Annotated in this window: 18 protein-coding genes; 4 read left to right on the top strand and 14 right to left on the bottom strand. The window is 64.9% G+C overall.

Annotation, left to right across the window (positions count from 1 at the left end):
• Positions 1-11: 11 nt before the first annotated feature.
• From IPL75_07720 to IPL75_07700, 5 genes are all read right to left on the bottom strand, one after another.
• The gene (locus tag IPL75_07720) at positions 12-1,766 is read right to left on the bottom strand and encodes a formate--tetrahydrofolate ligase (GenBank protein MBK9240146.1); all 1,755 of its coding nucleotides are present in this window, start codon (positions 1,764-1,766) and stop codon (positions 12-14) included.
• A gap of 101 nt (positions 1,767-1,867) precedes the next feature.
• Positions 1,868-2,746 (bottom strand): (2Fe-2S)-binding protein, encoded by an 879-nt coding sequence (locus tag IPL75_07715; protein MBK9240145.1) that lies wholly within the window; start codon positions 2,744-2,746, stop codon positions 1,868-1,870.
• Positions 2,746-4,548 (bottom strand): NAD(P)H-dependent oxidoreductase subunit E, encoded by a 1,803-nt coding sequence (locus tag IPL75_07710; protein ID MBK9240144.1) that lies wholly within the window; start codon positions 4,546-4,548, stop codon positions 2,746-2,748. The genes IPL75_07715 and IPL75_07710 overlap by 1 nt, the downstream gene beginning before the upstream one ends.
• A 1-nt stretch (position 4,549) precedes the next feature.
• Positions 4,550-6,493 carry a molybdopterin-dependent oxidoreductase gene (locus IPL75_07705; GenBank protein MBK9240143.1) on the bottom strand — a complete coding sequence of 648 codons (1,944 nt, stop codon included), beginning with the start codon at positions 6,491-6,493 and terminating at the stop codon, positions 4,550-4,552.
• 31 nt (positions 6,494-6,524) lie between these two features.
• On the bottom strand, positions 6,525-6,941 hold the full coding sequence (locus tag IPL75_07700; protein ID MBK9240142.1) for a hypothetical protein: 417 nt from the start codon (positions 6,939-6,941) through the stop codon (positions 6,525-6,527).
• Positions 6,942-7,063: 122 nt separating this feature from the next.
• On the opposite strand from IPL75_07700, the gene IPL75_07695 reads away from it, so the two are divergent.
• Entirely contained in the window at positions 7,064-8,974 is a 1,911-nt protein-coding gene (locus tag IPL75_07695; GenBank protein MBK9240141.1) for a winged helix-turn-helix domain-containing protein, read from the top strand.
• 10 nt (positions 8,975-8,984) lie between these two features.
• Here IPL75_07695 and IPL75_07690 read toward each other — a convergent pair whose 3' ends face one another.
• The gene (locus tag IPL75_07690; protein ID MBK9240140.1) at positions 8,985-12,254 is read right to left on the bottom strand and encodes a sialidase; all 3,270 of its coding nucleotides are present in this window, start codon (positions 12,252-12,254) and stop codon (positions 8,985-8,987) included.
• Between the two features lie 188 nt (positions 12,255-12,442).
• On the opposite strand from IPL75_07690, the gene IPL75_07685 reads away from it, so the two are divergent.
• Entirely contained in the window at positions 12,443-12,919 is a 477-nt protein-coding gene (locus IPL75_07685) for a hypothetical protein (GenBank protein MBK9240139.1), read from the top strand.
• 22 nt (positions 12,920-12,941) lie between these two features.
• Here the strand turns inward: IPL75_07685 and IPL75_07680 are convergent, their stop codons facing one another.
• Positions 12,942-14,771 (bottom strand): tetratricopeptide repeat protein, encoded by a 1,830-nt coding sequence (locus tag IPL75_07680; GenBank protein MBK9240138.1) that lies wholly within the window; start codon positions 14,769-14,771, stop codon positions 12,942-12,944.
• Between the two features lie 67 nt (positions 14,772-14,838).
• On the opposite strand from IPL75_07680, the gene IPL75_07675 reads away from it, so the two are divergent.
• Positions 14,839-17,514 (top strand): cation-translocating P-type ATPase, encoded by a 2,676-nt coding sequence (locus IPL75_07675; protein ID MBK9240137.1) that lies wholly within the window; start codon positions 14,839-14,841, stop codon positions 17,512-17,514.
• A gap of 7 nt (positions 17,515-17,521) precedes the next feature.
• Entirely contained in the window at positions 17,522-18,505 is a 984-nt protein-coding gene (locus tag IPL75_07670) for a sodium:calcium antiporter (GenBank protein ID MBK9240136.1), read from the top strand.
• A 4-nt stretch (positions 18,506-18,509) separates the two neighbouring features.
• Here the strand turns inward: IPL75_07670 and IPL75_07665 are convergent, their stop codons facing one another.
• The 7 genes from IPL75_07665 to IPL75_07635 all read right to left on the bottom strand — a co-directional run bounded on the left by IPL75_07665 (position 18,510) and on the right by IPL75_07635 (position 23,070).
• Positions 18,510-19,433 carry a universal stress protein gene (locus IPL75_07665; GenBank protein MBK9240135.1) on the bottom strand — a complete coding sequence of 308 codons (924 nt, stop codon included), beginning with the start codon at positions 19,431-19,433 and terminating at the stop codon, positions 18,510-18,512.
• A gap of 10 nt (positions 19,434-19,443) precedes the next feature.
• On the bottom strand, positions 19,444-20,814 hold the full coding sequence (locus IPL75_07660; protein MBK9240134.1) for a TrpB-like pyridoxal phosphate-dependent enzyme: 1,371 nt from the start codon (positions 20,812-20,814) through the stop codon (positions 19,444-19,446).
• 42 nt (positions 20,815-20,856) lie between these two features.
• Positions 20,857-21,225 (bottom strand): glyoxalase, encoded by a 369-nt coding sequence (locus IPL75_07655; GenBank protein MBK9240133.1) that lies wholly within the window; start codon positions 21,223-21,225, stop codon positions 20,857-20,859.
• Positions 21,222-21,467, bottom strand: coding sequence for a hypothetical protein (locus IPL75_07650; GenBank protein ID MBK9240132.1), 246 nt, complete (start codon positions 21,465-21,467; stop codon positions 21,222-21,224). The genes IPL75_07655 and IPL75_07650 overlap by 4 nt, the downstream gene beginning before the upstream one ends.
• Positions 21,468-21,534: 67 nt before the next feature.
• Positions 21,535-22,158: a hypothetical protein gene (locus tag IPL75_07645; GenBank protein MBK9240131.1), complete on the bottom strand. Its 624-nt coding sequence runs from the start codon at positions 22,156-22,158 to the stop codon at positions 21,535-21,537.
• A 171-nt stretch (positions 22,159-22,329) separates the two neighbouring features.
• The gene (locus IPL75_07640) at positions 22,330-22,815 is read right to left on the bottom strand and encodes a GNAT family N-acetyltransferase (protein MBK9240130.1); all 486 of its coding nucleotides are present in this window, start codon (positions 22,813-22,815) and stop codon (positions 22,330-22,332) included.
• 21 nt (positions 22,816-22,836) lie between these two features.
• Positions 22,837-23,070 carry a hypothetical protein gene (locus tag IPL75_07635; protein MBK9240129.1) on the bottom strand — a complete coding sequence of 78 codons (234 nt, stop codon included), beginning with the start codon at positions 23,068-23,070 and terminating at the stop codon, positions 22,837-22,839.
• Positions 23,071-23,076: the final 6 nt, after the last annotated feature.

Raw genomic sequence — 23,076 nt, 5'->3', positions numbered from 1 at the left:
TCGCTACCGTGTCAGAACAAGCCGACGACCTTGCCGTTGTCGTCGAGGTCGATGTGTTCGGCCGACGGGACTTTGGGCAGGCCGGGCATGGTCATGATGTCGCCGCAGACCATCACGATGAATTCGGCGCCGGCGGCCAGGCGCACTTCGCGAATGTTGACCGTGTGACCCGATGGCGCTCCGCGAAGGGCGGGGTCGGTGGAGAACGAATATTGGGTCTTGGCCACGCACACGGGGTAGTGCCCGTAACCGTCCTCCTGCAACTTGCGAATCTGCCCGCGCACCTTGGCGTCGGCCGACACGTCAGCGGCGCCATAGATCTTCGTCGCAATGGCCTTCATCTTCTCCCACAGCGGCAGGTCGTCTTCGTAGACGAAGTGGAATGCGGACGGCGTGCTGTCGATCACAGCCACAACGGCCTTGGCCAGATTCTCGGCCCCGGCCCCGCCATCGGCCCAGTGCGTGGCCAGCACCACTGGCACACCGCTGGACGCCGTGATGTCCTGCAGCTTCGCGATCTCAGCGTCGGTGTCGTCCGGGAACCGATTGATGGCCACGATACACAACAGCCCGAAGTGCGTGCGCACATTGTCAATATGGCGCTCGAGGTTTGCCAGGCCACGTTCGAGTGCGCCGAGGTCTTCCTGGCCGAGCGCCGCACGCTCCACACCGCCGTGGTACTTCAGCGCCCGAATGGTGGCGACGATCACGCAGGCATCGGGCCGCAGACCCGACTTGCGGCATTTGATGTCGATGAACTTTTCCGCGCCAAGATCCGCGCCGAACCCGGCCTCGGTCACCACGTAGTCGGCCAGCTTCAGGGCCGTAGTGGTGGCCACCACCGAGTTGCACCCATGCGCGATGTTGGCGAACGGCCCGCCATGCACGAACGCGGGGTTGTTCTCGAGTGTCTGCACAAGATTGGGCTTGAGGGCGTCGCGCAGCAACACGGTCATGGCGCCATGCGCCTTCAGGTCGCTGGCGAGCACAGGTTTCTGGTCTCGCGTGTAGCCGACCACGATCTTGCCGAGACGGGTCTTCAGGTCCTTCAGTGACGTGGCCAGGCAGAAGATGGCCATGACTTCAGAAGCGACGACGATGTCGAAGCCGTCTTCGCGGGGGAAGCCGTTGCCGGGCCCGCCGAGCGACGCCACGATCTGGCGGAGCGCGCGATCGTTCATGTCTACAACGCGCTTCCACTGGATGCGCCGCACGTCGATCCCCAGCGCGTTGCCGTGGTGGATGTGGTTGTCGAGCATCGCCGCCAGCAGGTTGTTGGCAAGCGCGATGGCCGAGAAGTCTCCCGTGAAGTGAAGGTTGATGTCCTCCATCGGCACGATTTGCGCGTGCCCGCCTCCGGCCGCGCCACCCTTCATCCCGAACACCGGGCCCAGGCTCGGCTCACGCAGGCAGATGATCGCCTTTTTGCCAATGCGGTTCAGCGCATCACCGAGGCCCACGGTCGTGGTGGTCTTGCCTTCGCCCGCCGGCGTCGGACTGATAGCCGTGACCAGAATCAGCCGGCCATTGGGCCGGTCTTTCAGGCTGTCGACAAAATCGAGGGAGACCTTCGCCTTGAAGTGCCCGTAGGGCTCCAGGCTCTCTTCGGGGATACCGAGGCCGGCGGCCACCTCGGTTACGCGTTTCATGGTGGCCTTCTGGGCAATCTCGATATCACTGGGCGGCACGGGGAGCTCCTTGAACGACGACGGATTACAGGAGGCGCAGAGGCGCAGAGTTACAACCCTATGAGTGTAATCCTTCATGCAGTCTGCATGGATCCGCCTGGCGCTGACGGCGCCAGGCAGCAGTTTGACGCCTTGACCGAAACCTCCGTGTCTCAGCGTCTCCTGTAGTCCGGCGTGGACTATCGGTTCTGGACGAACTGCCACCCGAAGCGGCCCTTGATGCACAAGTGGCCGTCGGTGACGTCGTGATCGTGGGGCGAGGTGACGCGCACGATGGAGTTGTCCTGCACGTGTAGTTGCAGCGTGCAGCCGACACCGCAGTAGGGGCAGATGGTGTCGGTGACGGCCTGTTTGGACTCGTCCCAGGTGCCGGCTTCGCGCATGTCGTGCTCAGACTTGAACATGAGCGCGCCGGTCGGGCACACGCCGATGCAATTGCCGCAGTAGACACATGCGGAATCAGGCAGCGGCGTATCGAACTCGGTGGCAATGGTCGCGTTGAAGCCGCGGCCGGCGACGGCAATCGCGAAGGTGTTTTGCGCATCGGTGCCGCAGGCCTCCACGCACTTGTAGCAGAGCACGCACTTTGAATAGTCGCGCACGTACAGGTCGTTATCGATCTTGACCGGCTGCTTCACGGTCGCTTTGGCGCCATGCCCTTGCGCGTCACCCGTGTCGAACCGATCCGGCTCGGCCGCGTATCGCTCCAGGTCTGCGAGAAACTTCGGGTCGGCCGTCGAGAGATCGACCGACGAGCCGAGCAGTTCGAATACCAGCTTGCGGCTGTGGCGCACGCGTTCGGAGTCGGTGTGCACCACCATCCCGGGCTCGGCCGCGCGCGAACAGGCGGGCACGAGCACGCGCGAGTTCTCCACTTCGACGACACACACGCGGCACACATTCACCGGCGTGAGGTTTTCGAGGTAACAGAGCGTCGGGGTATCGATGCCCACCGACTTGCATGCCTGCAGGAGCGTGGTGCCTTCGGGCACCCGCACGTCTTTGCCATCGATCTTCAGATCAACGGCGCGCACGAATGTCAGAGGAACGGCTTCCATCAGTGGGCTCCCACATCGAATTTCTGCAGCGCACTCTGCACGGCGCTGGCGGCTGTTTGCCCGAGGCCGCAGATGGACGCATCGCGCATGACCATCGCCAGGTCATTGATGAGGCCGACTTCGCGGCCCGCGGCATCTGCGCCCTTCGTGCGCGCAGCCACGAGACGATGCAGCGCTTCTTCCTGGCGAATGGTGCCGATGCGGCACGGCACACATTGGCCGCACGATTCGTCGCGGAAGAACGAGGCGATGCGGATGAGAATGTCTCCCAGGTCCACGCGGTCGTCGAACAGCATGATGACGCCAGACCCCAATGTGGCGTTGGCCGCGCGCGTGCCCTCGAACGTCAGCGGCATGTCCAGTTCGTCCGGCGTGACAAACACACCCGCGGCGCCGCCGAGCAACACGGCCTTGAGGGCGCGCCCGTCGGCGACACCGCCGGCGAGCGCGATGACGTCGCGCAGCGACATGCCGAACGGCGCTTCGTAGAGGCCTGGGCGGGTGACGCACCCGGAGACACAGAACAGCTTGGTGCCCGCGGAGCCCGGCGTGCCCGACGCAGCAAACGTGGGCCCGCCATACGCCAGCACGTCGAGCACGTTCGCAAACGTCTCGACGTTGTTGACCACAGTCGGTTTGCCGAAGAGGCCGACGTTCACAGGGAAGGGCGGCTTGTTACGTGGCTCGCCGCGCAGGCCTTCCAGGGAATTGAACAGCGACGTTTCCTCGCCGCAGATGTAGGCGCCGGCACCGCGGCGCAGTTCGATGTCGAACCGCACGCCTTCGCCCATGATGTTGTCGCCGAGCCACCCCCGGGCCCGGGCCTGCGTGATCGCATGTTGCAGCCGTGCGGTGGCCTTCGGATACTCACCGCGAATGTAGAGGTAGCCCTGCTCGCAGCCGGTGGCGTATCCCGCGATGGTCATGGCTTCGACCAACGCAAATGGGTCTTCCTCCATGATCACGCGGTCCTTGAACGTGCCCGGCTCCGATTCGTCGGCGTTGCAGACCAGGTAGTGCGGCCGCGCGGGATTGCGCGCGACCGCTTCCCACTTGCGACCCGTGGGAAACGCCGCGCCGCCACGGCCCAGCAGTTTCGAATCGTTCACTTCCCGCAAGACGCGCTCGGGCCCAAGGGCCAGCGCCTTCCGCAGCGCGACATACCCTCCGTGCGCGCGGTAGTCGTCGAGGCTTGATGGGTCAGCTACGCCGACGCGTCGAAGCAGGCGCAACGCGGGGTCGCGCGGCTCCTCGGTCTGCGGCGCGATGGTCTGTTGCGCCGCCCGGGCGGCGCCGGTCTCGACGGCCCACACCACATCCTCAAAAGTCACGTGCGCCATCGCCTCGTCGCCCCGCGCATCACCCGCGCGTTGCACCAGCGCGGCGGGGGCCTGTTCGCAAAGACCGAGACAGGGGCTGCGCACCCAGGTGGCGGCTCCATTCAGGCCGTTGGCATCCTGTCCCGGCGCGCCGAACTTCTGTTCAAGCGATCGGCAGAGACCCTCGGCGCCTTTGATGCGGCACGCGATGTCGTCGCACACATGCACCGTCCGCGGCGCGCGCCGCTTCGTCGCGAACATCGCGTAGAACGACGCGACGCCGAACGCTTCGGCCGGCGGCACCGAAAGTCGAGAGCAGATGTGATTGAGTGCGCCCGGGCTGATCCAGCCCACGCGGGCCTGGGTTGCGTGCAGGGCCGGCAGCAGCAGATGCCTGGCCGCAGCCGCCGACCCTATGGCCGCGTCAATCGCCTCCCGTTCGCCAATCGACGCGACGGCCCCAGGAATCAGGTGCAAATCCACGTCAGCGTTTCCCTCCGGCGGCGCCGGCGCCGACTGGCTCGGGCGCCTGCACGGGCACGATCTTCTCCACCCGCACGGCCGCCGCTTTGAACTCGGCGGTGCCCGACTTCGGATCCACCGCGTCAATGGTGAGGATGTTCGTTTCCACCTCGTCCGGGAAGTGCAGCGTCATGAACGTCAGCCCCGGCCGCAGACCCGGATCGATCTTTACCTGTGCTTCCACAGAGCCACGTCGAGAGACAATCCGCACCACTTCCCCTGCGGTCATCTGCAGGCGCTCGGCGTCTTCGGGCGAAAGCTCTATGCGTTCGCCGTGCCGCAGCGGCGATGTGTAGCCGCCCGTCATCACGCCCGTATTGAATGACTCCAGCCTGCGCCCGGTGGTCAGCCGCAGCGGGAACTCTTCGGTGAGCACGTCCACGGGCGGCGAGTGATGCACCACCTGGAAGGGCGCGCGAGGACCGGAGAGCGGCTCGTCCCATAACCGCATGTGCAACGTCGGGCTGCCGGGGTGATCGTCAGTCGGGCAGGGCCACTGCAGCCCGTTGAGCTGCTCAAGGCGTTCGTAACTCATGCCTCCGTGCCAAGGCGACAGCCGTCGAACTTCTTCCCACACCTCGGCAGCCGTCGGCGCGCCCCAATCCCTCCCGAGCCGCTTCGCCAGCGCCGTCAGGATGTCGATGTCGTCCTTCGCCTGCCCCGGTGGCTCAAGGGCCTTGCGCACCCGCTGCACGCGACGCTCGCTACTGGTGACCGTGCCTTCCGACTCGCACCACGACGCGGCCGCCGGCAACACGACATCCGCCACCTCGGCGGTTTTCGTCAGGAAAATGTCCTGCACCACCAGGTGCTCCAGGCCTTCGAGCAGCCGTCGCGTCCGCTTCGCGTCGGCCTCCGACTGCATCGGGTTTTCACCCAGCACGAACACCGTCTTCAGCTCGCCGTGCTCCATCGCCTCGAACATCTGGCTCAGGTGCCAGCCCTTCTTGTCGGGGATCGTGCTGCCGTATTCCTTCTCGAACATCGCGCGCAGCACCGGGTCTTCCACGTCCTGACCGCCGACGAACTTGTTCGGGATGGCGCCCATGTCGCCGCCGCCCTGCACATTGTTCTGGCCGCGCAGGGGGACAAGTCCCGACCCCCACCGGCCGACGTGGCCGGTCAGGAGCGACAGGTTGATGATGGCAAACACGTTGTCCACGGCGTTGTGATGTTCGGTAATCCCCAGCGTCCAGCAAATCTGGGCGCGATCCGCCCGCGCATACGAATGGGCCAGATCACGAATGTCTTCCGCCTTCACGCCGGTCACCTTCTCGCCGTGCTCCAGCGTGTAGATCTCGACGGCGGCCTTGTAGGCCTCGAACCCTGACGTCGCCCGCTCGATGAACGCGGTGTTGCACAACCCGGCTGCGATGATTTCGCGCCCGATCGTATTCGCCAGTGCCACGTCCGATCCCACTTCAAGGCCCATCCACACGTCGGCCCACGCGACGGAACTGGTCCGTCGCGGATCGATGGCGAACATCCGCGCCCCGCCCTGCTTCCCCTTCAAGAGATGGTGGAAGAAGATCGGGTGCGTCTCACGAGCGTTGGATCCCCAGAGCACGATGAGGTCTGTCTCCTCGATCTCCCGGTATGCGCTCGTGCCGCCACCCGCCCCGAACACCGTCGTCAGACCGACGACGCTGGGGGCGTGTCAAGTTCTGTTGCAACTGTCGATGTTGTTGCTGCCCAGGACCCCGCGGGTGAACTTCTGCGCCAGATAGTTCACTTCGTTTGAGGCCTTGGAACAACTGAACATCCCGAAGCTCCACGGTCCGTGCGCACTGGTGACACGGCGGAATCCATCCGCCGCGCGGTCCAGCGCTTCGTCCCATGAGGCTTCGCGCAACTTGCCGTGCTCACGCACGAGCGGCTGCGTCAGTCGCGTGTATTTTGCTCCCATTCGGGGAGCTTAACATGGGCGCCCCGCCGTCTCAGTGCCGCCCGAGCGACCGCACCGTGGCTGAGTTCCCGCGGCCAAGCGTCTTGGCGTCGTACCAGAAATCGATCGACGTGATGATCCGGCTGCCGCCGTCAATGTCGATCACCCGCGTCTCACCGCCGGCTCGGATGGAGTTGCGGAGTTCGACATTCTGGTCCTCGCCGTTGGCAAAGTGAATCACCACCCGGTGGAAGTCCACGGCGCGACGACGGACTTCGAACTTCACCGCCGTGAACGACCCCCGGTCGCCAGTCACCCTGATCGTGTCCCGGTCGGCTCTGTCGGTGACCACCCGCTCGCCCAACAACACCCAGTTCGGCCCTCGTCCCCCTTGCGCGTACGTCGCGCACGCACCGACGAGAACGCCGGCCATCACCACCACCACTGCCATCAACTGTCGCTTCCGCATGCCTGTGCCCCTTTGAAGACCGATGACTCATTCGGCCTGATCGGGCGCTAGAATGCTGCACACTCCGCCGGCAAGTCCTTAGGCTGGCGTTGGATTGATATTAAGGATTTATTTAGCCAGCTATGTCCTTGCCCGGCCACGGTTTATACGATTTCGGCCCCTACCGGCTTGATGCCGTCAAGCGGGTGCTCCTGCGTGAGGGCGCGATGGTGCCGCTGCCACCCAAGGCCGTTGAGGTCCTGCTGGTGCTGGTCGAGTCGGCGGGCCAGCTCGTGGAAAAGAGCGAGTTGCTGGCGCGAGTGTGGCCCGACACCTTCGTCGAAGAGGGCAACCTCGCCGTCAACATCTTCACGTTGCGCAAAGCGCTGGGCGCGGCCGACGATGAGGGCGAATACATCCGGACTGTCCCGCGTCGCGGCTACACCTTTGTGGCCGAGGTGACGACCGGCGCAGTCCAGGTCCCAGCCGCCGCATCAGTTCCCGCTCAGGTTGCTCAGACTCCGAGCCCGCCGCCCGCACACACTCTGCCAGCTGTCAGGCGCGCCCGGCCCATCAGCCCGATGGCAGGAGCGCTCCTCGCTGTTGTGCTTGGACTTCTGACGTTGTCGTACGTGCCAACCACGCGCTACGGAACCGTGGTGGTTCCTGGAGAAGCACAGGCTCTGGCCGTCCTGCCTTTCGCATCGCCTGGCGCCGAGGCCGGAGACGAATACCTCGGACCGGGACTTGCCGCCGCGGTCGCGGGTCGCCTTCTCTACCTCCAACAGGTCATCGTCCGCCCCTTGTCTTCGACCGTGAAGTACGGCGATATCACCCAAGACCCGCTCGAGGCGGGGCGCGCGCTCCAGGTGGACGCGGTGCTGCATGGCACACTGCGGCGCACGGGCGACAGCATCCAGATCGGCGCCACCCTCGTGAGGGTGGCGGACGGCACGCGGCTGTGGGACTGGTCCTCCACCACGACCCTGCCCGAAATGGCTCTGGCCCAAGGCGTGATTGCCGACAATGTGGCGCGCATCCTGGAACCCACCGCGACAGAAGCCGAGCGAGCGGCCGTGACGCGCACTCCCGCGGCGACGCCCGAGGCCTACGCCGCGTATCTGCGTGCGCGCAGTTCGGCCAGCCAGATGACGGCCCGTGATGTGGAGCAGGCGGTGGTGGACTTCACGCGGGCCACCGACCTCTCACCCGACTATGCCGATGCCTTTGCCGGTCTTTCGGCGTACCTCACGCTGCCGCTCAACATCGCCGGCACCGCCGAGAAGTACGCTCGTGGCGAAGCGGCCGCCCATCGCGCGCTCGCGCTCAACGACACGCTGGCTGAACCCCACACGGTGCTTGGCCGTGTCGCGGTCGTCCGCAGTTGGGACTGGCCGGCCGCCGAGCGCGAGTTCAAAGCGGCCATCACCCGCGCGCCGTACGATGCCGAGCCGCACTTCTGGTACTCGCTGTTGCTCAGCGCCAACGGCCGGCACGATGCCGCCATCTCGGAGATTCGGTTCGCCCTTGAGGTGGACCCGTCGTCTCCACGCCTGAACCTCTACTACGGTATGTTGCTGCTCATGGCGCGGCGGTACGACGATGCCATCGCGCAGTTGCGTAAGTCGCCGATTGAGATGGGTGTGACGAGCCAGCAGGTGTATCTGGCCATGGCGCTCGCACAGGCCCGCAAGGGGCGCTTTGACCAGGCGCTGACGACGCTGGACCGAGGCACAGGACGAACACAGACCGCCATTCAAGCTGCCGCGTACCGTGTCTATATCCTCTCGATGGCCAACCGCCGGGCGGAGGCGGAGCCGTTGCTGGCGCAACTGACCGGCACCGATCCCGTGCGCCCGGCCCACACCATCATCGCCGGCGCCCTGGCGTGCGGCGGACGTATGGACGACGCGATCGCCCGGCTTGAGCGCGCGATCGAGGAACGCGATTCACGGGTCATCTTCATGGCCGTGGATCCGATCCTCGACTGCGCACGGCCCGATCCGCGCTTCACCGCACTGGTGGCACGGATGGGCCTCGATCCTCGGCGGTGAGCGCCGGCCGCTACTTCGAAATCCGAATCGCGGGGATCTTGCCCGCCATCGTCTTGTTAAACGCCGGCACGTCCACCGCGATGTGCTTGTCGAACGCAGCCTGCGCATCGGCCAGTTGCTGCAGTTGATCGGCCAGGATGTCGTACGCCACATCACGCGGTTTGTAGTCTGCCGCGCCCGCCTCGTCGCCGGCGCCGAGGCCAACAGCCCCACCGAGCCAGAGCAAGTTCATGTAGACCTTGTACGCGTCGGCGAAGTATTTGTCGTCGCTGCGAAGGTCCTGGCGGGTCACCAGGCGAAGCTCGGTGCCGAAGAGCACGGTATCGAGATCCATCAGGGGCTTCTCGATCTCGTCCTTGCCGCGATTCTGTTTGAGCAGATCTTCAATCTGCTTTCGCGTGATCTCGAGCTGATTCACCACACCCGACGTAGTGGAGATCGCGTCGCGGATGCGAATCTGCATGGCGGTGGATTCCACCAGATCGGCATTCGACGCCTTGATCGCGGGGTCCTTCAACACTTCAAAAGGCTCGGTAAACGACTGGCCGTTCAGCGTCAACCGCACGGAGTACTTTCCAGGTGCAGCGATGGGCGTGCCGGTGGTGGCACTGATTCCCCAGTGCATGACCATGCGCACTTCCTTGCCAGAGAAGTCGGGCTCTTCCCAGATGTACTGGTTCTCTCGCGGCGTGGTGCGGATCTCCACCATTTTCGCGGGCTCGTACTGCAGGTTCCACGACACGCGGTTCAGCCCCGCGCGGCCACCGGCAATGGACTGCGTCCGGATGACTTCACCGACGCTGTTGAGAATCTCCATTTTGACCGGCCCTGTCGGGGCCGCAGCCAGCGAGAAGGTGAAGTCTGCCGATCCCGCCCGCGCCTGGCGGAACCCGGCGCGCGGCGTGAAGAGCTTTGTGGCCGGGGGCGCGGTGGGCTGGCCCGTCTGCTCAAGCACGGTGATGTCCGGCAGGATGTACAGGCCCCGGCCATACGTGGAAAGCACCACATCGTGGTACCTCGGCTCATACACCACCCAGGTCACAGGCGATGCCGGCAGGCCTTCCTTGAACCGCGTCCAATGCGCGCCGTTGTCCATCGAGTAATAAAACGCGCGACCGGTGCCGGCAAAAAGCATCCCGGGGCGGTTCGAGTTTTCGATCGTGGACAACACGTAGTCGAGCGGATGCCCCGTGGGCAGATCGCCCACGACCGAAGACCACGTGGCACCGTAGTCGGTGGTCTTGAAGATGTAGGGGCGACGGTTGTCATTGACGTGTCCGTCCACCGTCACAATCGCCGTGGCCGCATCAAACGTGGAGGGCCAGATCTGCGTGATCGTGCCGAGGTCCGGCATCCCTTTCAGGTTCGCGCTCACATCGACCCAGTTGCCGCCACCGTTGCGCGTGTACCAGACCTTGCCGTCATTGGTACCGGCCCAGAGCAGGCCGCGCTCACGAGGCGATGACGCGATGGCATACACCGTGGCGCCGGCGTACTGCCCAAGGTTGTCCTGCACCACACCGCCGGACGCGACGATCAGCCGCGGATCGCGTGTGGACAAGTCGGGGCTGATTTCCACCCAGCTCTGCCCTTCGTTGCTGGTCTTGAAGATGACTTCGCACCCGTAGTACACCGTGGTCGGCTCAAACTGGTCGAACGCGACCGGGGCCGTCCAGTGGCACCGATGCTTCGAGAGGTTCGGCGCCGAGTCGAACGTGATCATGCTCGGCGAGACCGATCGCGCCGTGCCCTGACGCGCATCAAACCGCGTCAGCTTGTTGCCGTAGCAGGAACCCCAGACGATGTCGGCGTTGTCGGGCTGCGGTTGCGTGAAGCCAGACTCGCATCCACCCAGATACGTGTCCCACGCCGGTCCTCCCGCGCGACCGCCACGCCCCCCGCCACCACCACCGCCGCGACCCGGTGCCGCTGCCGGTGCCACAGGCTCCGGACCGCCGAGTCGGCCATTGCCCGTCTGCTCCGGACTCGTGCTCGGCCCACGCATGGTGCCGTCGTCCTGCCGGTTGCTGTAGATCCAGTAGGGCACGCGGTTGTCTACGGCCACGTGATACATCTGGCCATTTGGCAATCGCACGCCGCGAGAGCCGGCGGACGTGAAGATCGTGGCCCCGCCATCGTCGGTCAGCACATAGCGTGTGCCGTCAGTGGGATCGAACCAGACATCGTGGCAGTCGCCGCAGCCACCGCTGCCGGGGAACAGCTTTCCACCGTCACTCGACCGGTGAAACCCGCTGTTCATGACGATGACATCGTCTGGATTCTGTGGATTCACGCCAAGGCGGATGTAATAGCCCGCGCGGCCGATGAGCGACCGGTCCCAGCTCACCACCTTGAACGACGTGCCTCCGTCGTCAGACCGCCAGAGCGAACCCTGGTCGGCCGTCTGGATCAGGGCATACATGCGATTGGAATCCGACGGCGCAATCGCGACGTCGATCTTGCCCACCGGCGAGCGCGGCATGCCGTTCTCAACCTTCTTCCAGGTGGCGCCAGCATCTTTGGTGATGTAGACCGCGCTGCCGGGCCCGCCGCTGTACTGCTGCCAGGTGCGCTGCACCAGCTGCCAGCTTCCCGCAATGAGGATGTTCGGGTTCTTCGCATCCATGGACAGGCCGGAGCATCCCGTGTCCTGGTTCACGAACAATGAATGCGTCCAGGACTTGCCGCCATCAACCGTCTTGAAGACGCCCCGCTCCTGCTGTGGGCCGGTCGCGCGCCCCACCGCGCAGACGTACACGATGTTGGGATCCGTGGGGTGCACGATGACACGGCCAATGCGCCCCGTATCTTTCAGTCCCATGTGCGTCCACGTCGCACCCGCGTCAATCGACTTGTAGACGCCGTCGCCCATGACGTCACTGGGACGAATCACCCAGCCTTCGCCCGTGCCGGCCCACACCTGATTGTGATCGGAGGATGACAGTGCCAGTGCGCCGATGGCCTGCACCGGCATGTCGTCGAACACAGGCACGAAGGTGGCGCCGCTGTCTGTGGACTTCCAGATGCCACCTGACGCGTTGCCAAGATAGTACGTGGTGGGGTCACCCGGCACACCCACGACTGAGGCAATGCGGCCTGCCGGCGCCGGTCCCATGTAGCGGAACTTCAGCGGGTCCACCGCCTGAATCTGCGCGCCGCCGCCTCCGCCACCGCGTCCTTGAAACATCTCACCGTCTTCAGGTGCGGCGGCATTCACAGCCGGGGCCGTATCGAATGACGACGTAATCGGGATCGCGAACATGGCGACGGACATGGTCACCAGTGCGCAGAGAGTAAGAAGGAGACGGCTGGATCGAGCAGACATGGGGAACCTCGGGCGACAGTTTACCGGAATGTGTGCGAATCAGGATGGCTGAGGGCACCCTCGCGATACACTGCGCCACAGTACCCATGCCGCACGTTTTTGAGCTATCCCCAAGTGGCCGTGCCGCCTGTCGCGGCTGCGGCGTGAAGATCCCCAAGGGCGAGCTTCGCTTCGGGGAGCGCCTTCCCAACCCGTTTGCCGAGGGCGAAGGTGAGATGACGCACTGGTTCCATCTGGTGTGCGCCGCCTACCGGCGGCCCGAGGCGTTTCTCGAGACGCTGGCCGCGGCCACGGACCCCATCGCGGGCGCCGACCACCTGCGCGATCAGGCGCAGTTGGGCGTCACCCATCGGCGGCTCCCCCGCGTCAGCACCGCCGGCCGCGCGTCGTCAGGCCGTGCGACGTGCCGCGCCTGCAAGGAGCTGATCGCGAAAGACACATGGCGCATTGCTCTGGTCTTTTACGACGATGGGCGGTTTGTGCCGTCGGGGTACATCCACGCGGGATGCGTCCAGAGCTACCTGGAGACCCCGGACATCATCGAACGCGTGCGTCACTTTTCGCCCGAGTTGAGTGACGCGGATATCGAGGACCTGCGCGCGGCGTGCGGCACGGGCTGAAGCCCATGCCCTCCGGAACGCGTTATCCCCCGCCAAGGCGTGAGCGGGCGAGGGCGAGGTTTCTTGCGGCGGGCTCGTAGGTCGGATCCAGCCTCAACGCTTCGGTGAATTCAGCGATCGCTTCGGGCAGGCGCCCCTCCCGGCCCAGTGCGCTTCCAAGGTTGGTGCGCACGCGGGCGTCGCGCGGATTGATCTTGATCGATGCGCGATACGCCACAATCGCATCACCGAGACGGTTCATCGACTGATGGGCGTCTCCAAGCTGGCCATAGGCCGCGGCATCTTCGGGATGCTGAAGAAGATAGGCCTGGATGTGACCGGTGGCCTCACCGGGCCGGCCGAGATCGATCAGGACCAGGCCGAGGTTATAGCGCGTGTCCAGGTCGTCGGGCTTCAGGCGCAGCGCCTCGCGGTACGCACGCTCAGCCGCATCAAACCGCGCGAGGCTTCGAAGCGCACTGCCGAGATTGTTGTGGCCCTGCGGAAGGTTCGGCTCGAGGCGAAGCGCGGTCTCGGTGTCGCGGACAGCGGCCTCAAGTTCCCCTCGCTGAAGCCGCAACCATCCCAGGTTCAGGTGCGCCATCCAGGCATCGGGATTCTTCTCGATGGTTGCGGCATACAGAACCTCGGCGCCGACGTACTCGCGGCTCTGACGCCACGTCATTGTCGCGAGCACTGCTGCGATTGCCACGATGCAGGCGGGCCCTCGCCATGGCTGGCCGGACCTCCACCCTCCAGACAACGTGGCCAGTCCCGCGGCCGCGCCGGCGATCAGGCTCAGGCTGGCGAGGTACTGAAAGTGATCGGCCACAAACGAAAAGATGAACGGGTAGACGTTGAAGAAGCCCAGCGCCGGAAACAAGGTGCCCGCGAACAGGAGCGCGACGACGAGCGGCGCCCGTGTGCGCGTTCGCACACTCCAGCACCACGCCAGCACAATCAGCACAGCCAACGGAAAGAGGTACTGCCACCACACAGACTGGCTGACATCCCAGCGCGGGTATACAAACGTCAGGTTCACTGGCCACAGCAGCGTCGCGACATAAAACACAAGGGCGCGACCCGCGATCAAACCACGTTCAATGAAACTGAAATCGAAGGCTGGACCCGAAGCCCCGATGTACTCGCGCTCGACCCAGATCGTCCCAAAGCCTGCGGCAATGCCGATCACAAAGAAAGGCACGAGCGGGGCGACATCCTCCCGCCACCGGAGTGAGCCGCGTTGCCACCACAGCACCACAAGAATCGCGGCCGGCAGCGTCACCGTCACCGACTTCGTCAGCACCGCGAGCACAAACAGCAACAGCGCACCGGCGTACAGCGCCCCTCGGCGTTCCGTATCGAAACGCAGATACACGAGTGCCGCGCCGAGATACCAGAATCCCGACAGCGTGTTCTTCAGTTCGGTGATCCACGCGACTGATTCCACATGCACCGGGTGCAGGGCGAAGACCACGCCCGCCAGAATGGCGCCTGGCACCTGAAGCCGGCGCAGGAGCACGACGAAGAGACCTGCGGACAACCCGTGAAGCGTGGCATTCACCAGGTGATAGCCAAGCGTCTGGTCTCCGAAGACGCGATGCAGGGCCCAGAATGTGGAGTGCAGCACGGGGTAGTACTGCTGGGTGGCGCCCACCTCAAACCAGATGCGCCATAACCCTTCGACCGATCGCAGCGCACTCCGTGTCACATGCGCATCGTCATCCCACAACATCCCGCCGTTCCAGACCGGCGCGTAGGCCAGCACGGTGATGGCGACGAGCACGACGAACACAAGCCACGTCCGGTTGGACGACTGAGATGGTGCTGATTGTCTGGCGCCTCGCTTTGGGGCCCGTGGCGTCGCGCGCATGCTGAGCGAGATCCTACCTTGAGACCCGAAACGAGCGGCGAATCTCGTAGATTGCTACAGTGGGCGGATGGCGTCCACTGTTCCAGTCTGGCACGCCCAACCAGTGGAAGACGTTTTAGCGGCACTTGAGGCCACGCCTCAGGGACTGACCGCTGCTGACGTTGAGCAGCGGCGTGCCAGGCACGGCCGCAACGTGCTGACACTGGCGCCACCGAAGTCCGCATTCAAAATCCTCATCGAACAGTTCCGTGGCGTGGTCGTGGGCTTGCTCGCCGGCGCTGCGGTCGTGGCCTGGTTCACCGCCGATGCCATGGACGCGGCTGCCATTGGCGCCGTCCTGGTGCTCAACGCGGCACTGGGATTCGTGACAGAGCTCCGCGCTCGCCGCGCGATTGAGGCACTTTCATCGCTCACGCCCCGGCGCGCCATGGTGCGGCGCCAGCCCCCCGGGCCCGGACAGGCAGACGGGCTCGCAGAGATCAAGGCGGCCGCTCTCGTCCCCGGCGACATCATCGTCGTCGAAGCCGGCGGCGCCGTGCCCGCCGATGCGAGGGTGATCATCGCGACCGGACTACGGCTGAACGAGGCCGCGCTCACCGGTGAGTCAGTGCCGGTGGGCAAGACGATCGGTGTGGCGCCTGCGGCGGCTCCCCTCGCCGAGCGTTCCTGCATGCTTTACAGCGGCACGGTGGTGGTGGACGGGCGCGCAACCGCCGTCGTGACGGCCACCGGCATGCAGACAGAGATCGGTCGCATTGGCGTGATGGTGTCTGCCGTGAAGGAAGGCCGCACGCCGCTCGAACTTCGCCTGGATGCGCTCGGTGGCCGACTGGTCTGGCTGGCGCTGGCCGTGGCCGCCGTCGTGGCCGCGCTCGGATGGCTCCAGGGCATGGCATGGCCCGACATCATCACCACGGCCATCGCGCTGGCGGTGGCAGCGGTGCCCGAGGGACTTCCGGCTGTGGCCACCATCGCATTGGCGGTGGGCGTGCGCCGCATGTCGCGTCGGCACGCGCTCGTTCGGCGCCTGCCGTCCGTCGAGTCGCTGGGTTCAGTGACCGTGGTCTGCACCGACAAGACCGGCACATTGACTGCAGGCGAGATGACCGCCACTCACGTGTGGATCGCCGGGCACGATCACGTGGTCAGCGGCAGTGGCTACGCGCCCGAGGGCGACGTCAGCCCATCGATTGACCCACCGTTCGACCTGGCGATTCGCGTGGCCGTGCTTGCTGGGCGGGGCGCGGCCGTACGCGAAGGCGATGCGTGGGTCGCCAAGGGCGACCCCACCGACGTCGCGCTGATCGTCCTGGGGCAGAAGACCGGCCACGTTCGTGAGAGCCTGCTGACGGAATGGCCTGAGGTTGGTGAGGTGCCGTTCTCAAGTGACCTCCGCTTGATGGCCACGTTCCATCGCCGGCCCGACGCCACCTTGATCGCCTGCGTGAAGGGCGCGCCGGCAGCGCTCCTCGATCGGTCTCGCCGCTGGCTCGACGCGGACGGTCAAGAGCAGCCGCTTGACGCACCGGCGCGCTCAGCGATCGAAGCCGTCAATAGCCGGCTCGCCGCCGATGGCCTGCGGGTCATCGCACTCGCATCGGCCACAGTGACCGCACACAACGTGGAGGCGCTCACCGAGTTGACGTTTCTGGGGCTCGTCGGCCTGATCGATCCTCCGGCCAGCGGCGTCAGCGAGACGATCGAACAGTTCAAGAGCGCCGGCATTCGTACGGTGATGATCACGGGAGACCAGCGATTGACGGCTCGGGCGGTCGGGCGTGACCTGGGCCTGCTGGAAGAGCAAGACGATGTGGTTGCGGGCCAGACGGTTGACGACTGGAGCGACGACGCGCTGGGCGAGGCGCTGCCCGGCATCGGCGCCTTTTCACGCGTCAGTCCCGAGGCCAAGCTTCGCATCGTCGCCGCGCTGCAGGGCCGAGGCGAGATCGTGGCGTTCCTGGGCGACGGCGTCAACGACGCCGCAGCGCTCAAGCAGTCGGATGTGGGCGTGGCGATGGGACGCCGGGGCACCGATGTGGCGCGCGAAGCGGCCGACGTGGTGTTGCAGGACGACTGGTTCCCCACCATCGGTGCGGCCATCGAGGAAGGCCGGGTGATCTACGACAACATCCGGAAATTCGTCTTTTATCTCTTCTCCTGCAACCTCGCCGAGATCATCGTGCTGTTGGTGGCTGGACTTGCCGGCGGCCCCCTGCCTCTTTTGCCGATTCAAATCCTGTGGCTGAACCTGGTGACAGACACGTTCCCGGCGCTGGCGCTCGCCATGGAACCCGCCGAGCCCGGCGTGATGTCGCGACCGCCCCGCGATCCACGCGCTGCAATGCTGTCGGCGCCGTTCCTGCGGGCTATCACGTTCCACGGCACCACCATTGCCGCAGTCACGCTGGTCGCCTTCTGGTGGACTGAGCCTTCAACGCCTGCGGGGGCCAAGACGATGGCGTTTATGACGCTGGCGCTGGCGCAACTCTTTCACCTGGGTACCGCACGAAGTCATGCTCCGGTCACCGCGCCACGACGAATAATCGCGAATCCATGGGCGCTGGCGGCCGTGGCGCTCGTGGTTGGGCTGCAGGTGCTGGCGGTCAGCGTGGAGCCGCTGCGCGATATTCTTCACACCACGCCGATGTCATGGCGCGACTGGATGACGGTGACAGGCCTGGCGGCCATTCCCGCAGTGATTGGGCAAGGCCTGCGTCACCTGCATTCGCGACAGGAGTCCTGATGTGTCAATGCTGATGATCGTCACGCTGTTCGCGCTCTGCGCGATAGTGATTGTCGTGAGCGGCGCGCGGCTGTCGTACTACGGCGACGTCATTGCCGAGCGGTCCGGCCTCGGGCAGGCGTGGGTCGGCGTGATCGCGATGGCGTCGGTGACGTCGTTGCCGGAACTGGTGACGGGCGTCAGCGCATCGATCATTGGCGCTCCCGAGATTGCTGCCGGAGATGTGGTCGGCAGTTGCCTGTTCAATCTGCTGATCCTCGGCGTGCTCGATCTGCTGTCACCAAAGCCTCTGTTCCATCGGCTCCGTCCCGTGCACACTCTGTCGGCGGCGCTGGGCGCGATACTCCTGCTGGCGCTGGCCGCCTCAATCCTGACCGCGTCCCGCTGGCCCTCGATCGGCTGGGTCGGCGCACCGAGCATCGTCTTGTTCGGCGGCTACATGATGGCCGTGCGTTCGATCTACAACTACGAACACACGCATGATCAGGTGGCCGAGAGCGAAGGCCTCGGCGCACGCTACGCGCACCTCTCACTCAAGGGCGCCCTCTGGCGTTATGCCGGCACGGCAGTGGTGCTGGTGGGCGCTGCCGCCAACTTGCCTGGCCTGGCGGTCCGATTCGCCGATGCCACCGGCCTGGCTCAGGGATTTGTGGGAACCGCCTTCGTGGCATTGTCGACGTCGCTGCCGGAGGTGGTGGTGTCGCTAGCGGCAATGCGTCTTGGCGCGTGGGACATGGCTGTGGCCAACGTGCTGGGCAGCAACATGTTCAACGTTGCCATCTTCGCTGTTGACGACGTGTTTTTCACGGACGGGCCGATCTTCGCCGCGGTGTCACAGGGCCATGCCATCACCGCGATCGCAGCGGCCACCATGTCGGCGATTGTCATTGTCGGACTGACGGCACGCCCGCCGCGACTCTTCGGGCGCGTGTCGTGGACGCTGGTTGGGTTAACGGCGATCTACCTGACGGCCACGTGGCTCGCGCTGTAGCGACTTAACGGGACGCCGTGCGCGCCGCAGCCGGCTTCAGGGCCAAGACCGAACACCGAACGCCTCGAAGCACGCGCTCGGCCGTGTTACCCACCACGAGGCCGGCCAGCCCGGTACGGCCCACCGTGCCGATCACGACGAGCGACGTTCGGCGGCGCTCAATGAACTGCGTCAAGACACCGTCGCTTTCACCTTCGATCAGGTGAGTCTGGACGGAAGCCGGCACCTGTGCGTCCTGGATCAGTGCATCGAACCGCTGACGGGCGCCCTTCCGGCAGGCGTCGACATATTCCACGAGCCCAGCTCTGCTGGTGTGCGAGGCCAGCACCTGATGGCCGTAGGCCGTCCAGGCGTGCACGATGTGCAGCGTGGCGCCTGTGTCCGCCGAAACCGCCAGTGCGGTGCGTGCCACGCGAACGCTCAGGTCGTGGCGCGGCGAATCGCCCGGGTCGGGATCAACCGCAGCCACCACCATGGTCTCTCCGTCAGCCTGTCGAGGCGTCACGAACCACACCGGGCTCGGGCTGGCGCGCAGCAACTGGCTGTCAATGGGGCCGATGGGACCCGGCTTTTCGTGGCGGACGCCGTGCGACCGCAACACGACGTCGGCGCGCCACGCGACAGACGCTTCCACGAGCATCGCCGCAACGTCGCCTTCAAGGAGTGTCACCGTGGCCGACACCCCCATGCGCCTGGCGAAGGCTGCGGCCTCCGACAAGCGGCCCTTTATCGTTGTGCGCAGCAGACGTTCAAGGCCCGACAGGTTTGGCGTATGCCGGGGCAACGGCGCGAGCACATCGACGATCCGCAGAGATCCACCCGAGTGCTGCGCCAGGTGAAGCGCCCGCGTGAGCGCAGGCCGCCGGTCGGACGTCGTGTCCAGATGCACGAGGATCCGTTTGGGCAGGAAGGTTGCAGGCTTGGCCATGGCAGGCCCTTCAGCGACCCGGCACGTTCGGCAGGTGCGCCATCGCCTCGGCCACTTTCTCCGCCGGGTACTCGTAGTCCTGCAACTGCCCGCGGTGGTAGGCCTCGTAGGCCATCATGTCGAAGTGCCCGTGGCCGGAGAGGTTGAAGGCGATGACCTTCTTCTGGCCGGTCTGTTTGCAGACAAGCGCCTCGTCGATGGCGGCCCGAATGGCGTGCGCGCTTTCGGGAGCCGGGATGATGCCCTCGGCCTTGGAAAACTGCACGGCTGCAGCAAACGTGTCGAGTTGCCCCACCGCGCGCGCTTCGATGTCGCCGTGCTCCACCAGCGCGCTCACACTGGGAGACATGCCGTGATACCGCAGGCCTCCGGCATGAATGCTCGGAGGGACGAAGGTATGTCCCAGCGTATGCATTTTGACGATGGGAGCAGAAGCCGCCATGTCGCTCCAGTCGTAGGTGTACCGGCCGCGGGTCATGCTCGGGCACGACGCCGGCTCGGCGGCAATGATCCGGCTCGTCTTTCCTGCCGTCAGGTTCTGGTGCAGGAACGGGTAGGCGAAACCCGCAAAGTTGGAGCCTCCACCTGCGCATCCGATGACGATGTCGGGGTACTCGCCCGCCATTTCCATCTGTTGCAGGGCTTCCAGGCCAATCACCGTCTGGTGCATCAGCACGTGGCCGAGCACTGAGCCCGGAGAGTACTTCTTGGCGCCTCCGCTTGTGGCGGCTGCTTCCACCGCCTCGGACAACGCGAGGCCAAGCGTGCCCGGGCTATCGGGTTCCTGGGCCAGCACGGCACGGCCGGCATGAGTGCGGTCACTCGGGCTGCCGTACACCTGGGCGCCGAAGTTTTCCATGATGATGCGGCGATACGGCTTCTGGCCGTAGCTGAGCTTCACCATGAACACTTCCAGGTCCATGTTGAAGAAGTTGCAGGCCATCGCCATGGCCGCGCCCCACTGGCCGGCGCCGGTCTCGGTGGTCATGGCCTTCGTGCCGGCTTCTTTGTTAAAGAACGCCTGCGGCACGGCCGTGTTGGGTTTGTGCGACCCCACCGGCGACACACCTTCGTACTTGTAGTAGATGTGTGCGGGCGTATCGAGCATGCGTTCAAGCCGCACGGCACGGAGCAGCGGCGTCGGCCGCCAGAGCTTATAGATCTCACGCACTGGCTCGGGGATCTCGATGTATCGCTCGGCGCTGACCTCCTGAAGGATCAGGCTCATCGGGAACAGGACGCTCAGGAAATCGGGCGTGAGCGGCTCCATGGTGCCGGGGTGCAGGAATGGCGGCAGCGGCACCGGCATGTCCGCGTTGATGTTGTACCAGGCTTTGGGAAGCTTGCTCTCATCCAGCAAGAACTGGTGTCGCTCGCCCACGTGTGTCTCCTTCAGATAGATGCGCGCCAAACGGTACCACAACTATTCGTCATGCGAGATGCCCGGGCGTCGTTGCGCAACATGCCACAGCACTCCGGACGGATCGACCACGTAGGCGATCCGCAGGCCCCAGGGCTGCATCGCCGGTGGCTTTGGTGCAGGCACGCCGAATTTTTCGGGCAGTGCGAGTGACGATACATGCGCCCACCAGGAATCCAGGTCGTCCACCATGAGTTGCATCATGAAGTTCTCTGCCCATTCCTTCTGGAAATAGTTTTGGAGGAGAAAACTGCTTGCCCCAACCCGGAAGATGGCCACTTCGCCATCCAGCACCTTGGTGAAGCCGAGGGCTTCATAGAAACGTTTGGATAGATCAAAGTCTTTCGCCGGAAGGAAGGGTCGGGCAATCACTGTGCCTGCCCCTTCTTCCCCCCGACACCGGGCACGGCCGCCACTTGTTTCATCCACGTCGCGACCTGGCGTTCGTCGAGGTCTTCCACGGATGTGAGTTCCACGCCCCGCGTAGACTTGCCCATCGCCACCGGCGGAACCGGTTTGAGGGCCGTACCGGCGATGTAGGCAAAGACCGGCTTGTCGCCGTCCGCCACCCTCGCGGGGCTTGCTTTGCCGGTGATCATGCTCTCCGGCAACATCGAGGCAGATTTACCTTGTGCCGCCGTGCGCTTGGCGGGCTTCCGGGCAGCGGGCATGGAACTCTTGTCAGTTTTGGAGGCGGGCATGGTGGTCTCTTGATGCCAGATGGTGACGGCTCAGCAGTGCACTGAGGCGGGCGCGAGTATAACGCTGCAGAAGGATTGGGTAGAGATTGACGAGCACATTGCCGACGGTCAGGTAAATAGCCCAGCCGGACCAGCCGATCGCCATTGCGAAGCTGGCTGACATGGCGCCAAACACCAGCATGACGAGATGGCTCTTTTCACTCAATTCCGTTCTGTAGCGGAACGCCTGTGCATAGTGCCGGTTGCGGATGATGCGAAAGGCCGGATCGCTCCGACGGCGCCAACGATTGGCCGCGTCTCCATCCGGAACGAACCAACGAAAGTGTCGCACGCCGAGGTTCTCGTAGAGGCGGCCGTTCCGCTCAAACGCGCGAACCTGATAGTAAGACGCCGGAAGCCACCATACCGCAAGGCCAAGACCGAAACCCGCGAGCAGCAGCGGCAGCGGCGGCAACAACTCGCCATCCGGATAATGAAACGGCCGGAGCGGCCCCCACACGTAGAGCCAAAACATCAGAAGCGGGCTCAGCCACCCGCCAGCCATACTGGCGAACGGAATCAGATTGAAGCCTGAGGTCTCATTCGAGAAGTCAGGACGCTTCACGTCGGCTCCGGGTGTCCGGTCTGCCCGCGCCACCCGCCCCCCCTTCACGAGTTTCCACCTTGCCCCGAAGCCCCACCCGACCTTCTCCCAGATCGGATGGAGCTACCTCAAGGTGAAATCGATAGCCGTTCGGCGCATCCACCGACTTGGTGAACGGTGTGTACGACGCCGTCAATCGGGTTGCCGTTCCCATCTCCAGACCAACCCGTCGTCTGGATCGTCGACCTCGCCCGCGAATCTGAAGCGACATTTGGTCAACACTCGCGTGGACGCATTTGTCGCCGCAAGGGTGTGGGCCCGGACCAGGCGAACGTGTTTTCCACCGAAGGCGTATGCCACGAGCGCCTCCGCGGCTTCAGTCGCATAGCCCTTGCCCTGCTGGTCCGGCGTCACGCCGTAGGCGATCTCCACGACCCCATCGGCTCCCGGAGGCCCCTTGAAACCACACGTCCCCACAACCGCGTCCGTGCCCCGATCGAGGATGTCAAATCCAAGTGTCCAGAGATCCACGCGTGTCGAATTGAGCTGAGCAAGCCAGGCTGGTGACAACTCCGCCCGTTGGCCCGCGTCCATCGCGTCGATCTGCGCACGAACATCCGCCAGGGTCTTGGGCACCAGTCGCAGTCGTCGAGTTTCAAGTGGATCCGTGTTCATCATTGACCACAATTCAAGCGCTCGCTAGTCGGATTCACCCCGCCGACCAGTCCGAGCGAGATAGAGAAACAACAATCCTACGACAGCCACGGCAGCCCAAGATGCGATCCAGGCCAGGCGCTCGCCCTGCGTATCTATATTGAGGCCGAAAAAATTGACAGTCAGCGGAACGACCCCGAAGATGGCCAAGGTCGCGACTCCCGCGAGCACAGTTCCGAATCCAACCAGGATGCCGCCGGTCACTTTGAGTTTTGTCATTCGTGG

This window comes from Acidobacteriota bacterium (assembly GCA_016716905.1).
Lineage (GTDB): Bacteria > Acidobacteriota > Vicinamibacteria > Vicinamibacterales > SCN-69-37 > SYFT01.
This window is presented reverse-complemented; position numbering and strand designations above follow the sequence as displayed.

Coding starts and splice junctions, on each gene's coding strand:
- IPL75_07680 (MBK9240138.1), bottom strand. CDS start 14,771: ATGCGCGCGACGCCACGGGCCCCAAAGCGAGGCGCCAGACAATCAGCA.
- IPL75_07640 (MBK9240130.1), bottom strand. CDS start 22,815: ATGATGAACACGGATCCACTTGAAACTCGACGACTGCGACTGGTGCCC.
- IPL75_07720 (MBK9240146.1), bottom strand. CDS start 1,766: ATGAAGGATTACACTCATAGGGTTGTAACTCTGCGCCTCTGCGCCTCC.
- IPL75_07665 (MBK9240135.1), bottom strand. CDS start 19,433: ATGGCCAAGCCTGCAACCTTCCTGCCCAAACGGATCCTCGTGCATCTG.
- IPL75_07635 (MBK9240129.1), bottom strand. CDS start 23,070: ATGACAAAACTCAAAGTGACCGGCGGCATCCTGGTTGGATTCGGAACT.
- IPL75_07695 (MBK9240141.1), top strand. CDS start 7,064: ATGTCCTTGCCCGGCCACGGTTTATACGATTTCGGCCCCTACCGGCTT.
- IPL75_07675 (MBK9240137.1), top strand. CDS start 14,839: ATGGCGTCCACTGTTCCAGTCTGGCACGCCCAACCAGTGGAAGACGTT.
- IPL75_07670 (MBK9240136.1), top strand. CDS start 17,522: ATGCTGATGATCGTCACGCTGTTCGCGCTCTGCGCGATAGTGATTGTC.
- IPL75_07650 (MBK9240132.1), bottom strand. CDS start 21,467: ATGTTGCCGGAGAGCATGATCACCGGCAAAGCAAGCCCCGCGAGGGTG.
- IPL75_07700 (MBK9240142.1), bottom strand. CDS start 6,941: ATGCGGAAGCGACAGTTGATGGCAGTGGTGGTGGTGATGGCCGGCGTT.
- IPL75_07715 (MBK9240145.1), bottom strand. CDS start 2,746: ATGGAAGCCGTTCCTCTGACATTCGTGCGCGCCGTTGATCTGAAGATC.